Source organism: Acanthopleuribacter pedis, assembly GCF_017377855.1.
Classification (GTDB): Bacteria; Acidobacteriota; Holophagae; order Acanthopleuribacterales; family Acanthopleuribacteraceae; genus Acanthopleuribacter; species Acanthopleuribacter pedis.
The window spans coordinates 16,632-30,046 of record NZ_JAFREP010000026.1; the positions used below are offsets into that span (position 1 = coordinate 16,632).

The 13,415-nt window shown below is 56.9% G+C and carries 7 protein-coding genes; 2 read left to right on the top strand and 5 right to left on the bottom strand.

All coding sequences use genetic code 11. The features are described from left to right. Positions 1 to 33: 33 nt before the first annotated feature. Complete coding sequence (locus J3U88_RS24315; protein ID WP_207861596.1) at positions 34 to 1,449, top strand: O-antigen ligase family protein; 1,416 nt, start codon at positions 34 to 36, stop codon at positions 1,447 to 1,449. A gap of 57 nt (positions 1,450 to 1,506) precedes the next feature. Here J3U88_RS24315 and J3U88_RS24320 read toward each other — a convergent pair whose 3' ends face one another. The 4 genes from J3U88_RS24320 to J3U88_RS24335 all read right to left on the bottom strand — a co-directional run bounded on the left by J3U88_RS24320 (position 1,507) and on the right by J3U88_RS24335 (position 9,420). Beyond that, entirely contained in the window at positions 1,507 to 4,392 is a 2,886-nt protein-coding gene (locus J3U88_RS24320) for a PKD domain-containing protein (protein ID WP_207861597.1), read from the bottom strand. A gap of 1,543 nt (positions 4,393 to 5,935) precedes the next feature. Beyond that, entirely contained in the window at positions 5,936 to 7,153 is a 1,218-nt protein-coding gene (locus tag J3U88_RS24325; protein WP_207861598.1) for a glycosyltransferase family 4 protein, read from the bottom strand. A gap of 24 nt (positions 7,154 to 7,177) precedes the next feature. Continuing rightward, positions 7,178 to 8,197, bottom strand: a complete 1,020-nt coding sequence (locus tag J3U88_RS24330; RefSeq protein WP_207861599.1) for a glycosyltransferase family 2 protein — start codon at positions 8,195 to 8,197, stop codon at positions 7,178 to 7,180. Positions 8,198 to 8,226: 29 nt separating this feature from the next. After that, on the bottom strand, positions 8,227 to 9,420 hold the full coding sequence (locus J3U88_RS24335) for a glycosyltransferase family 2 protein (RefSeq protein WP_207861600.1): 1,194 nt from the start codon (positions 9,418 to 9,420) through the stop codon (positions 8,227 to 8,229). A 447-nt stretch (positions 9,421 to 9,867) separates the two neighbouring features. Here J3U88_RS24335 and J3U88_RS24340 point away from each other — a divergent pair, with 447 nt between their 5' ends. Beyond that, a complete protein-coding gene (locus tag J3U88_RS24340) occupies positions 9,868 to 10,488 on the top strand; it encodes an FFLEELY motif protein (protein ID WP_207861601.1) in 621 nt (206 codons plus the stop codon). Between the two features lie 188 nt (positions 10,489 to 10,676). On the opposite strand, the gene J3U88_RS24345 is transcribed toward J3U88_RS24340, so the two are convergent. Next, positions 10,677 to 12,875 carry an alkaline phosphatase D family protein gene (locus J3U88_RS24345; RefSeq protein WP_207861602.1) on the bottom strand — a complete coding sequence of 733 codons (2,199 nt, stop codon included), beginning with the start codon at positions 12,873 to 12,875 and terminating at the stop codon, positions 10,677 to 10,679. Positions 12,876 to 13,415 lie beyond the last annotated feature (540 nt).

Genomic DNA, 13,415 nt, shown 5'->3' on the forward strand with positions numbered 1-13,415 from the left:
AGCTGAGCAGGATTTTCCCCGTCGAGCGAGGTTATGGACAAAACCGTCCTGCTCCCCATCTTTATCAGCGCGGCTCTCATCTTAAGTCGCGGTTACTCCTGGGCCTTCTGCACCTTCTACATCCCGCTGATGGTGATGGTTCCGACCTATCTACACTATGACGGACCCGGTGTCCCGCCGATCACCTTTTACCTCGCCGCCTTCATTCCGTTTCTGTTCCAAAAACAAATCATGCAAGCGGCGCTGGACGACTTCCACTGGCTCGACCTCTTTGTCTATTTCTACAGCTTTTGCGTGGCCATGAGCGAATTGGTCAACGAAAGTCTCAGTTCCGCGCGGCAAATGGTGTTTCTCGACGCCTTCTATCAAATCGGCCCTTACCTCGCCATGAAATGGATTGTCCTGCGCGGGAAGCGGGGCGACAAAGTGGTGACCCAGTATGTCGGCGTGCTGGTGTTGGTTGCCGTGATCAGCCTTTACGAATTCCGCATGGGCCAAAATCCCTTCATGCGTATCCGTGATATTTGGCCCGTTTACGACACGGGGATGGGCGGCGTGTTCGTTTATCCTCGCTGGGGTTTTTTCCGAATCCAGGGCCCCTTCGTTCACTCCATCATCTGCGCCTTGGCCTACACCATGATGTGGCCGATGGCGATGTGGGCCGCCCAATCCGGTGTCTACAAAAGCAAGTTTAAGGGCATGGCCTACGTATTTTGGTGCTGGTGGGGCCTGATGATGACGATGAGCCGTGGTCCCATGATCGGCGGTTACCTGGCCGCGGGCCTGTACGTCATGGGTCAATCCAAATTCCGCATCCAATTGTTTGCGGCGGCTGCCTTTTTTGCCGCACTCATGTCGATCCCGGCCAGCTTCAAAATCAGCGAGTACATGAGCCTGACCCGCGAAACCGCCAAATCCGAGAGCCAAGAAACGGTCATCTACCGCAAAGACCTGATTTTCAACTACGTGGAAAAAATCCAAGAACGACCCTGGCTAGGTTACGGCTTCCTCAACCTGCCCCAGGTCGGTGACCAAAAATCCATCGACAACGCCTACTTGCTCATAGGTTTGAACTGGGGTGTCGGCCCTGTTCTTGCCATGCTCGTCCTTGGTTTGGGGTCGATTCTCGCGATGGCCAAGGTTGGTTTCTCCTCGCGAACTCACGAGAAACCGAGGAAACTCTGTTGGGCCCTAATCGGCGGTATCGCGGGAACGCACTTCACCATTGCCACCGTGTACCATGCCTATCCCACCAATACCATGTACTTTATGTGGATTGGTTGGGCGGCGGCCCTACTCACCGCCAACAAACGCGGCTTGCTCAAAAAAGAAGTCTACGAGGCCGAATTGGTTCCCAATGAGCCGTCGGAAGAGGCCGAGGGTGATTCACCCAAACAAGAGGGCGCGCCGGCCAAACCCACCAAGGAACCAAGCATGGTCATCCTTTAAATGGTTTGCGTGGAAGCAAAAAGGCGGCGACCCCGCGGCCGCCGCGCCCAACAACGGTTAGTCGAGTCCGATGTCCTGGTTGATGCTGTTGCCGCCGTTTAACCAGACGGCGTTGCTGGTGAGTTCATTGATCCAGCGCTGGCGGATCGTTGTATTGGCTTGCACGCGGGTGTCGCCCCAGTATCCCTCGGGGTAGGGGGGACCCCATGAACCTTGCGCATCCCAGTCGGCATTGATGTAGCTGACCGCTTTGATCACATCTTGGTTGCTGTAGATATACGCGAAGAAGGGGACAAACCACTGATTCCACAAAGCATCCGCGCTGAGGTTTTGTTGACCGCCGCCTGCTGGGCCGTCCCAAACGGAACTGATGTGGCGGTTGGTCAGGTTGCTCAGGTCGTGACCCTGCGCGGTGGATTCCGCGATCATCACGGCTTTGCCTCTGGCGCGGGCGAAGGCCAGCACGTCGTCCGCGAGTTGCCGTTGCGTGGCCGCCGATCCCCCGACCGGGGGTTGTTCTTCCGGTAGCAGGAACCACGAGAGCCCGACCCAGTCCACGTAGTTATCGCCGGGATACCAATCGCCGATGTTTTCGAAGAACCCTTCGATTTTGTCGTCGATGGGGGAGGCGCTGGATTGCCACACATAAGCCACGTTGTCGACGCCGCGGGCGCGCAAGACGTCGACGATGCGGCGGTAGGCCGCGATATAGGTGCCGCGGTTTTCATAGCCGTTGTTCCACAAGCCGTCGAATTCGTAGCCGATACGCAGGTAAACCGCCGTGTCGGGAATGGCCAGGAAAAAGTTGGCCAAGTGGTTGATTTCCGCGTCACGGCCGCCGTTGGCCAGCTGGTTGAGGCAGCCGCCGCACCAGATGTTGCCGTTGTTGCCCTCGGCGATGTTGAGGCCGATTTGTAACGTGGAACCTGGGAAACCCACCGCCGCGCTGAACGCGTTGAGCGGGCCGCCGCCCCAGTCGATATCGATCCCGTTGGGTTGGTTGTTGCTGTTGAAGCCAAGCGCACCGTTGACCACGCCGTTGGCGCCGGAATCGTTCAGCACCTCGTAAAGGGCCACGTAGGTCGTAATGCCCGCGGGTGTTGGGATGCCGGGCGCGTTAATGTATTGCGAGACGCTGAGTAAGTCCTGCCCGATGATCATCATGGTGCGGCCGTCGACTGGGGCCAAGAAGGTGCCGGTGCCGGGGCTGGGTTGGTCGCTGATGCGCACCTCGGCGCGATCTTGGTCCGTGGCGCCCTCGTTGTCGGTGACGGTCAGGGTCACCCTGTAGGTTCCCGCCGCGGCGTAGCGGTGGTTGGTGTTGGCGCCGCTGCCGGTTTGGCCGTCGCCAAAGTCCCAGCGGTAGGCCGTGATGGTACCGTCCGCATCGGTGGAACCGTTGGCGGAAAAAGAAATGTTTTGGTTGACTTGGCCATTGTAGGGACCGCCCGCCTCGGCGACCGGTGGTTGGTTTTCACCCTGGGCCGTGGTGTAGGTGGCCGTCACGGTTAACCCGGAAAAGGCGCGGTAGGCGTGGATGCCCACCATCCAGCGGCCCGCGGTGGGGTTGGCTTCACGACAGGTTTCGTTGTTGCCCGCGCTGTAGGGGCGGCAAGCGTATTCTGATTGGTTAGGCGACTGGTTGAAGCGTGTGTAGAGATCGGCGTCGCCGTTTCCGCCGCTCATCGTGACAGTCAAGTTTTCCGCGTTTTGTGGGACATCGATAAAGAACTCGAGCCATTCGCCACCCTTTGCAGCCAAACCGCTCACCGGAACACCGTTTCGCAGTTCGCCGTTTTGGGGTGGGGGCGGAGGCGGTTCGGTGCTGTCGCCATGCAGGTAACGGGTGCCGTTGCCAAAGGTTTGCAGCCAGTGTTGCAGCACACCGTTGCGTGCCTCAACGCGTGAGTCACCCCACTCGGGGCCCCAGCCATGTACCGGCCAGTTTGAGTTGATGTAGGCCAAGAAGCGAACATCGTAGGTTTTTACGAATTGGTCCAGACGGTTGAGGTAGTCGATAAAACCGCTTTCCGATTGAGCGGCGGGCGCTTGGACGGCCGCCTCGGCCACCATAATCGGTTTGCCGCGTTGCCGTGCGAATTGAACCGATTGATCCAGGTTCGGATCCACGCTTTGGCCTTGGCAGTTAAAGGTTCCGTTGACCTCGATGCAAACATCGTTGTTAAACACGGAGAAGGCGACCCAATCGACAAATTGGTCGCCGGGATACAACCAACGGGTATCGTTGAAACCGCGCACCGGATGGTACACAAAATCGAGGTTGCTCACGCCGTTGACGTTGCGCAAACGGTTGGCCACGTAATTGTAAGCGTTGATATAGGCCTGGCGGTCCAGGTCGGCGATGGTATCGGGATTTTCAAATACGTTCACGCCGCTGTTGGCCATGCGGTTGAGCCAATCGACGACGTATTCGTTGCCCTGGTAGGCGAAGAGCAACAGGCTGACTTCATAACCCACGCGCAAGTAGAACTTGGTGTCGGGTCGCGCTTTCATCAGGTCGGCAAAGGCGTCGATTTGGTTGTCCCAACGGCCGGCATTAATGTCCTGCATCGCTTCCCAAATCGCGTCCGGGTTAAATTGGTCACCGGTATTGTTGGTCATTTGGCCGTAGCCGCCGGCAAAGGTGTTGTCTTTAAAGCTGAGCGCGACAAGGGCGTGTTCGCCGAGCTGATTGGTACGTACCCAATCCAGGAAGGCACTGTTGGGATCATCGTCGCCTTGTTCAATGCGACCCAGGTAGAAGGTGGCGTAATGCGAGGAGCCTTGCGGCACCAGCCCGGTTCCTTCCACGTAATCCGCGTATTCATTTTGGAAGGTCTGGCCCACGATGAGGCGTGTTTTGCCGGGACCGGGATCGAAAGATGCTCCTAAACAAACCGACCAGAGGGCGGTGAAGCAGAGCAGGAACGTCGTCAATTTCATGTCGTTCTCCAATAATTAAAAAGTGATGCGGGCTAAACCCGCAATTCTCACAAGGAATTCTGCTGCGAAGCCGAAAGCCATGTGATTACGAGGGGGCGGCCTTCCGCGTTACTCGGTCGAGCCGCCTTCGCCGTAGCGCTGCTACGCCGAATGGTCGGACCCCTGTGCCGTCTCTCGGTCGTAATCTTCGTACTCACCGGGCTTTCTGCTTCTCGCGACGAATCCTTGTGAGAATTGCGGGTTAAACCCGCGAAACGGAAAGACCAAAAAAGCTCCGACCGGACGCAGCGCGGCCAAACACCTTGCCGGAATGTTTGGGCGAGGCGTGCCGGGCGGATCAATGCAAACCCGGGAGACGGGTTTTCGGGATGGCGGTCGTCAGGCAACAAGTGGCGACCGTCGCAAACAGGGCCGAAATCGGGAACGGCCCCGCGGTTGAAGCGCATGCCGGTTGCGCCTCAAGGAAAAATGAATGAATGGATGAAAGGATGATTCCGCGGAACCGCGGAATCCTGTAGGGAGAGAAAGAAGATCGCCGCGCTCCTTGCGTTTCGCGCCTTCCTCGCGGGAACCACGAGAAACGCGCTGAAAACGAGCTTTGGTCCAAAGAAATGCAAGCTCGAGAAGCGCGGTCGGCAGGACGCTCTTAGATATATCAGAAAAAGCTTGTTAGCGTTAACAAGACGATGGATTGGTGACCTTGTTCATAAGGCGCACGAGGATCAACCGATTAAAAAGCGAGCCGGCCACATTTTGTTATCCGATCTAATCGTCAGGAAATAAACTGGATAAGCGGTGGGTTTGGTCTCGTTTCGAGGCGGTTATTTCCCACGGTTGAGTCGGCAAATCGATGCGTTAGAACACAAAAATGCATGCAATAGCCGACCGCGTGAAACAGGACATTGCGGCGAAAGATCACGATTGGTATGTGAGGACCCCAAGGACGTCGGCGGTAGGGAGCGGTGCGACCCAAAAACACGCATGCGGCCGAAATGAGATGGAACCAGGACATCGTAACCGGCGTCCGGTGCCGGTTAAAGGAAATGGCGCGCCCTGAATAACCCTGGAAGACAAAGGCCGTCGGCATGGTTAGCCCGCGGATCGGAAAGCGAAAAAAGGCTGTGGGACGGAAGGAACTTCCACCCACAAACCGAAATGAATTTCAGAAAATCGAAGAAAATGTTAGCGTTAACTTGAATTGAACCACGCAAGTATTTCTTTGTCAAATCCATTTCTTGAAAATGTTTGTGCCCCTTGAACACAACAAAACGCCCAGCACTGACAGTTCTGTTATACCGGCAGTGGGGCTGGGCTCATTGGGTGGTTCACCGGCTTCTTTCGCATGCGTGTGCTTGAATTGCGGCGAGCCAGGCGAAGTTTCGGCCGAACTGAGGGACTCGCCTAGGTTTCGGCCTTGTCGCAGCAATCCTTGCGTGAATTGCGGCCTAGACGAAACCCGGGTGAAACAGCCCAGCGTTCATAAGTAGTGTTTGATTTCAAGCGATCCCTAGCGGTGAATCGCAATTCCTAATTGTTCCGGCAATTAGAACGGAACTTTTTCCTCGAAGATTTTGGCGAGGCGTTGGCCGTTTTTGGTGATGTTGAACTCTTCGATGATGAATTCACGGCCGGCTTTGGCGATTTCGTTGAGCTCGGGTAGGTTGTCCATCGCGTGGCGGATGATCTCTTTTAGCCCCTCGGGATCGCCCGAGTGAATCAAATAACTGTTTTTGCCGTGGTCCATCAACTCGGCGATGCCCGCGATGCGGGTCGAGACCGTGGGGATCTCCATCGACATCGCCTCCATCAAGACCACCGGCACGCCTTCCGCGAAGGACGGCAGGCAGAACATGTGCGCTTTTTTCAGCTCGTTTAAGACGCCGTCCTGGGGCAGGGGACCGGTCAAGGTAACCTCGTCGTTCAACCCGTGCTCGTTGATCATCTGTTGCAGCGCATCTGCTTCATCACCGCCGCCGATGAGACGGCAGCGGAATTTACGGCCTTCCTTCTTCAAATCGGCGCAGGCCAAAATCAACAATGCCTGCCCTTTGGTCGGCGTCAAGCGACCGGTACACACGATGGTGAACACATCGTCTTTTTCGTCGGGAAAGGGTTTGTAGCGCTCGGGATCCACACCGCAGTGCACAATCGGGAAACGGTCAATTTGCTGGACACCGACCAAACGCATGGCTTGGCCGCGGGCGAAGTTGCTGATGCACACCACAAAGGCCGCGTTGCGGATTTTCTCCGGCAGGTTGATGGCGTCGACGCGGTAAAACACATCCGGTCCGTGAAGGGTGAAGCTAAAGGAAAAACCAAAGGCGCGACAGGCGTACATCGCGATGGAGGCTTCACTGCCGCCGAAGTGAACGTGGACGTGTTTCAAACCGCGTTTGCGCATTTGCCGCGCCAACATCGCCCCTTCCACAAAATGGAAGATCGCCCACAAACTGTCTTTCGGTCGCAACTGTTGTAATTTAAGCGCGTAAAACAAGCCGCCCAGGAACCCAAACGGTTTGCGCATGAACTGGCTGAAACAGGCGATTAACGCGGCTGAAATCCCTTCTTCCTTCAAGCAATAGGTTATTTTGAGTTGATCCTGCTCGAATTGCGTCCCACCGTCCAACACCTTGCCGGGATTCATGGTAAAGGGATGGACCTTGATGCCCTGCGCCTCGATTTGCTCGATTTCGCGGTTGATGAAGGTATGGGAGATTGCTGGATATTGGCTACAGAAGTAAGCCATCGCTTTTTGCGCCATCGCGTGCCGTCCTTTGCTGGGTCGCTATTTCGCTTCGCCGGATTCGTATTTGCCAAGGTTGGGGATCCAAGGGTGGTCCGGTACCTGTTTGCCGTAGTGGGTGACCTTGAGCGATACCTTGATCTGGCGCAGGTGCATCGCCATGGCGTCGCTTTTGCGTTGGCCCTCTTCCGACTGGTCGCGGCGGTTTTTGAGCCAGCGCAGGTAAAACCACAGGCGCTCAATACCGAGCATGGTAAAGGGTCCGAGTTTGCCCCACCATTTGTAGTAATACAGGCATTCGCCGAACAAACGCAGTAGGGTCAACTGCTTGCCGACCCGTTCGCCCTCGTCCGCGTCCGAGCTACTGCCGCCCGCGGTGTGTTGTACCTGAACTTGGGGCAAGATGTGGACTTCCTTGCCCGCTTCTTTGACCACGCGTTTGCACAGGTCCCATTCCTCGAAGTACAGGAAAAAAATCGGGTCAAAGCCGCCCAGCTTTTTGTTGATATCGGCTTTGATCAGCATGAAGGCGCCGACCACCCAGTCGGTTTTTTTGGGATGGGAGTGATCCCACCAGGTGTGGTCCATGCGTCCGAAAATGCGGCTCTTTTGGTATTTAAATTGAAGGCCGCTCAACATAAAAAACTTGTCGAACAGGGTGGGGAACATCCGTGCCGAGGGCTGCAGCTCGCCGTCGTCGTTAATGAACCGCGGACCGACCAGGCCGACATGGTCGTTGGCCTCGAGGTAGGCGACACATTCGGCAATGGCCGTGGGCGGCGGGTAGGCGTCGGGATTGAGAATAAGGTGGTAATCCCCCGTGGCCGCCTCGAATCCGACGTTGTTGGCGGGTCCGAATCCCAGGTTTTTGCCCGGACTGAGGAGCGTGACCTCGGGAAACTTTTCGGCCAACAGTGCTTCGCAGCCGTCGCCGGGACTGTTGTTGACCACGAAGGTTTCCAGGCCGCCCGCGTATTCGGTTTTGCGTAATTCAGTCAGACACTTTTCCAAGAACCGGGAACTGTTGTAATTGACGATAATGACGGACACTTTACCAGGCATGGCCCCCTCTTTCGCGTGGGATGGATGGATTAGGAAGATTCCTCGACTTCGTTGTTTTCGTCGTGGCGTTTGGTGCGCACCCAACCGAGGGTGCGTTGCTTCACCAGCGAGGAAACCACGATCCAGGTTTTCCAAACGATGTACCAAGGTAGATAAAAGGCGATGCGGATTAAGCCACTGATACTGCCGTACTTAAGGCTACCTAGTCCGTAGTGGATCACCAGCAGGGACAGGCAACCCAGGGCGGCGAAACGGACCGACATCGGACCGATCACAAAGGCGATGATCAGCAACATGGCGATGGCGCTCACCGGCGGCATCACCACGTCGATAAAAGCTTCGAACGCGGTTAGGTTGCCGCGAAAGGCTTTGCCCAACAGGCGGCCGGCGTGGGCTTTAATCATTTGCATGCGCCCGCGTTCCCAGCGCACCCGTTGCGATTCCGCCTGTTTGGCGGTGATCGGCATTTGCGCTTTAACCCAGGCGTCGTCGATGAAACGGACACGGAAACCCGCGTCGAGCAGGCGCAGGTGGTATTCCAAATCTTCGACGATTGAATGGGCCAGGTAAGGAACCTCGGTCAACACTTGGCGGGAGAGGCAGAAGCCGTTGCCGAAGATGCCGGAGGAAATGCGGAACGGTGCTTTACCCCGCGGCCGCAAACCGTTGAACGAGGACAGCGCGAATTCCATCGCGACGGTGCGCATCGTGTCCTTGGGGTTGAGTACGCCGTAAAAGAGTTGGGTGGCCGCCGCGCCGTCGTGGAGCGCGTCGCTGATGCGGGCCAGCGCTTGCGGATGCATTTCGGTATCGGCGTCGATGACCAGGAAGGCGTCCCAGTCTTCCTGCAGCAAGTTGGTAAAGGCCGCGTTGAGGCCTTGCCCTTTGCCGGGATTGTCCGAGCGGACCAGTACGCGGGCGCCCGCGCGCTCGGCTTTCTCGGCCGTATCGTCGCTGCAATTATCGGCAATCACGTAAATGCAATAGGCTTCCTTGGGGTATTCCTGCTGCAGTGCTTTGGTGACCGTGCCCTCAATCAGGATGGTTTCGTTATGGGCCGGGATCACAACCGCGATTTTTTTGGCGGGTTCGCCTTTTTTGCCGCGTCGGTAGGGGAGCAGCGCGCCGAGTGCCAACAAGCCCAAATAGGCCGACGGCAACGCGGCGGCGGTTAACACCAGCCAACCGACGATTTCTCTGATCAGGTAAAACCATTCATTCATAGAACACCGTTTCCTCGGCGACGAATCGTTTGTTTGTGTGGGTTGGCAATGGGTCGCGCGGGTGAAAATCCAGGGTTTTGTGCAATAGCGCCAAGGTAGCACGATCAGGGTGAATCAGCAACCCAATCGGTATAGGACGAAAGGTCCGGTTTTGGGCCCGCGCCGCCTGCCCTGACAGCCGTTTCTTGGCCTGTCCGCGGTTTTGAGGCAAACTAGCTGAGGTTCGCATGTCCCCTGGCTAGCAGGGTCAAACCTAAGAAGCGCGATAACTCGCGGCGATTTTGACTAAACCTCTGGGCTGCAACGGCCTGTAAAAATGCTCAGGGCCAACGGGTGCGCGTCGTGCGCGACCCCGGTCCGCTTTTTCCAAGCCATTTCGCTCCAGGTTTTTAGCCAAAATCCCTCACGCTTATCGCGCTTCTTAGGTCAAAGTGAGGAAGTATGACCATGTCCGATCCTGAGTTCAACGAACGCCACATGGCGCTCAAAGCGCTGCAATCGCGCAGGCTCCACGAAACCTATCGCGACTTCTCAGAGCAGCGCATGTACCGCACCACCTGCGATTACTTCTTCGGCGAGGTTTACAATACCGACGACACCGAGGCGCGCGACGAGGCCTTCCGGCGTTTTACCGACCACATCAGCAAGGTGTTGGGCGGGGACATCGTGCGTTGTTTGAAGCGCATGATTCGCTTGCAAACCTTGACGCTTCAGCTCGATAAGGCCTGCACCCACGCGTTGCTGGAACTGGATGCACCGGTTGATTTCGACATGGCGCTTTACGAACGGGCCTACCGTGAGATGGGCCGGTTCAGCGAACGTGAGGAACAGATCGCCTTAACCCTGGAATGTCTGACCTTGGCCCACAAAATCTTTCGTCGTTTCGGCATCGGCGCCGGGTTATTCGCACTCCACGAGTTTCAACGGGTGCGCGGCGATGATTTGATTACCGGCTTTTTGTGGCGGGGTTACCAGGCGATTCACAAACTGCGGCGAATCGATCCTTTGGCCCTAGCCGTTCGCGAACGCGAGGAAGCTCGGCTGGCGCGGATTTTTGCCGACGGTTGACGGCGCCGCGTTGCGCCATTCCGCCTGTTTGCCCCTATCTCTTGCCGGCATTGATCGTTAGGTTTTTAAATAGCTGTGGGTAAAAAGGTTGTGACCAAGCGCGAACCGAAGCCGACCTTTCGGCGTTGCGGTGTGGCGTCGAGAACCGGTACGCACCCTTGCGGTGCAATGATGGGAATCATTGCGGGCTAGGTTTCCTCTTCTTCCTGCGGGAGTTTGGGCAGGGGGAAGGGTTCGTCCAAGCCGAATGCCAGCGGGACCTCAAACTGCGTCAGCGGTGCGATTTCGCCGTTTTCCGAGTACCACCACAACTCTTGGCGGATCCAGCGGTTTTGTTTGATTTCCGGCCAAAGGAACCGCAGCAATCCAAAATTATTGTTGCCCACGATGTCGCGGCCCGTCGTTTGAATCAGTTCCGGGTAGGGTTTGTTCAGCCGCTCCGGGGAGGGGTGGTGCCCGCCCAGAAAATCGATGCGGTAGCGCCAGTCCGGCAAGGGATCGACGCGCACCTCACGGGGCAAATTCTCCAAATTGAGCAGCGGTGGTTCCGCCTTGGGGTTGCGCGTGCGCCAACTTTGGAAAAAAGCTTTGAAACGACCGCGCCACGAGGTGTGGCGGAATTTTGGGCGTTTGTGCCAGCCGGCCCAGGCGTAAACCCAGGGCAAAGGCGGCCAGTAGCCGCGCGTGTGGAACAATTCCGTAAAGCTGTTTTTGTTGCGAAACGAACTGCTGGTTAAGTGGGCCATCACCGTTTCGTAACGCGCGCCGGCGGGGGCCGGCTCGGCGGCGAAAGGGTGTCGGCCGGCGTAGTGGATGCGGGCGCAAAAGCCGTAATGAACGTCGCCGCTTAAAATCGCCAGAGCCTGCTGCCCGCCTTCCTGGTAAACATTGGCGGCAAGGTTCCCCAGCAGCCGTTCGAATGCCTCGGTTTGCGCTTCCCAGGAATCGCCGTAATCGCTGTCGTAGACCGATGTCAGCTTTGCCACGATTCTGCTGGCCCAGGCCGTGTGGGGCAGGTCGATAACATTGGTAGGCGCAACCACCAGCACGATTTCGCTCTCGGCTCGGGCCCGTTCCCCCAATTGGGACCAGCCGTGTCCGCCGAGTAAATCGGGAATGTCCGTACCCCGTTTGCCCGGAAAGCCGCGCCAGGTGCGCGTGTCCAGCATCCAGATTTCGTGGGCCGGGCCGTAAACCCGGTAGTCCCAGCGACAGCTTTTGGCGGGATCCCGGTCCAAGTTGTGCAGTCGCTCATTTGCCGGCGGTATGCCGACCAAGTCCTGCAAGGGTTTCTGCTGTTCGCTCGGGTAGTCGGCCGCGACCCATTTGCTGCTCCCTTCAAGCAATGCCCATTGCGGACCCTGCTCAAAATCCTCGGGTTGGTTGCCCCAGCCCTGGCAAAATGCGTAGGCGATCAACCCATTGGTGAGTACTTGGCGTGCCATGGGGTCGGCCGCGGTGCGTTGCGTCCATTCGCGGTTTAGGTACCAGTCGTCCGTGATCTCGTGGTCGTCGAACATCATGTAACTCGCGATGTTGGCCAATGCGCGCCGGACTTGGGCTAGGCCCGCTTGCAACAAGGCGACTTGGGTGCGCTGCTTTTCAAATTTTTCGCGTTTTTTGCCGCCGGCGATGCGGTGGCATTCCGCCAAGGTCGGCAGTGTTTCCGGCCACAAGACCGGGCTCCAAACCATCAGGTACATGACCATGTACTCACGCAGGAAAAAGAGATGGTTGCGGGCGTAGGAACTGGTGAAGCCGTGTTTTTTGGCCAATCGCCCGCGGTTCCCCACGCGCAAGTCATCCTCGCGGTATTTGACCGGGAGTTGCTCCACCGTGCCGCACAAATCTCGCGAAACCTGATCGATGACCACCGCCAAGGCGTCGCTGACGTCATCCGCGTAGATTTGGTCGCCCAGGAGCAATAACTGTTGCGGGCGGGCGCGGGGGTCCGCGGTACCTTGGGCGAGCATGTCGTCCAAACCGGCCAAGGCGTCGCGACCCTCCCCATGGGACTTGCGACAAGAACCGTAAACAATTCCCAGGTCCTCCACCTTGTCCGCGGGCAAAACAAAGCTGGGCAGGTTAAACGGCGGGTAACAAAGCCCGGCAAGGTCGTCCACCGCCGCGGCGAAATCCAGGGTGGCGCCCGTGGATAGGTCGTGAAACTTGAGCGAATAGGTGTAGGTCGTCGCCGATTGGAGCGGCGCCTCAGTGGGTACCGCGGTGACCACCGCCACATGCATGAAGGCACCCAGCTGGATGGTGTCTCTGCTGCCCGTGGCCACGACGGGGCCGTCGTGTTGGTTGATCTCCAAATCGATACGCGCGGGGGCGCGGGTTACCAACCAAACCGAAACCGCGCGCGGACGACAGGCGCGAACCATGGGACCGCAAAGGACAAACGGCAAATTTTCAGGATTTTGGCTGGGAAAAGGCCTCATAGAGCGACAACCCTTGTGATCGTAGTGGGCTAGACAAAGCAATCTCGTCATTATAGCCAAATCGACCCCATTCGTGGGTGAGGGATCAAGGAAAAGAAAAGCGTTCTGACTTAAAAAAAAATTTGCGCTATGAAATGAGTATCCCTTGAAAGTTGGAGAGGGTTGTGTCTGACCTTGTGATGCGGCATAGGGGGGTGGGTTGTGGCGTCATGTTGACCCTGTATTGTCGTCGCAGCTTTCTTTTTGCTTGATAATAAATTCTCCCAAATGGAGCGAGTTTGGTTTTTTCTTTGAATGTAAGCAGTTGGTAAAAATAAACCTGTGTTGGTGTTTTGGGTGGTGATGGGCTCATTTTATGGTGGCTTGTCCTTTTTTCGTGGAGTGTGTTAAGCTGCGACCGCTTTCAACGATTTTCCAAACCCCATAATGCGCTGTCGAGGACTCGCGCGGCAGCCAAAACCAAAAAAAGTAAAAAAAATCTAA

Bases quoted from the DNA above. Each gene is read 5' to 3' on its own strand.
- J3U88_RS24315 (WP_207861596.1), top strand. From the start codon at position 34: ATGGACAAAACCGTCCTGCTCCCCATCTTTATCAGCGCGGCTCTCATC.
- J3U88_RS24320 (WP_207861597.1), bottom strand. From the start codon at position 4,392: ATGAAATTGACGACGTTCCTGCTCTGCTTCACCGCCCTCTGGTCGGTT.
- J3U88_RS24325 (WP_207861598.1), bottom strand. From the start codon at position 7,153: ATGGCGCAAAAAGCGATGGCTTACTTCTGTAGCCAATATCCAGCAATC.
- J3U88_RS24330 (WP_207861599.1), bottom strand. From the start codon at position 8,197: ATGCCTGGTAAAGTGTCCGTCATTATCGTCAATTACAACAGTTCCCGG.
- J3U88_RS24335 (WP_207861600.1), bottom strand. From the start codon at position 9,420: ATGAATGAATGGTTTTACCTGATCAGAGAAATCGTCGGTTGGCTGGTG.
- J3U88_RS24340 (WP_207861601.1), top strand. From the start codon at position 9,868: ATGTCCGATCCTGAGTTCAACGAACGCCACATGGCGCTCAAAGCGCTG.
- J3U88_RS24345 (WP_207861602.1), bottom strand. From the start codon at position 12,875: ATGGTTCGCGCCTGTCGTCCGCGCGCGGTTTCGGTTTGGTTGGTAACC.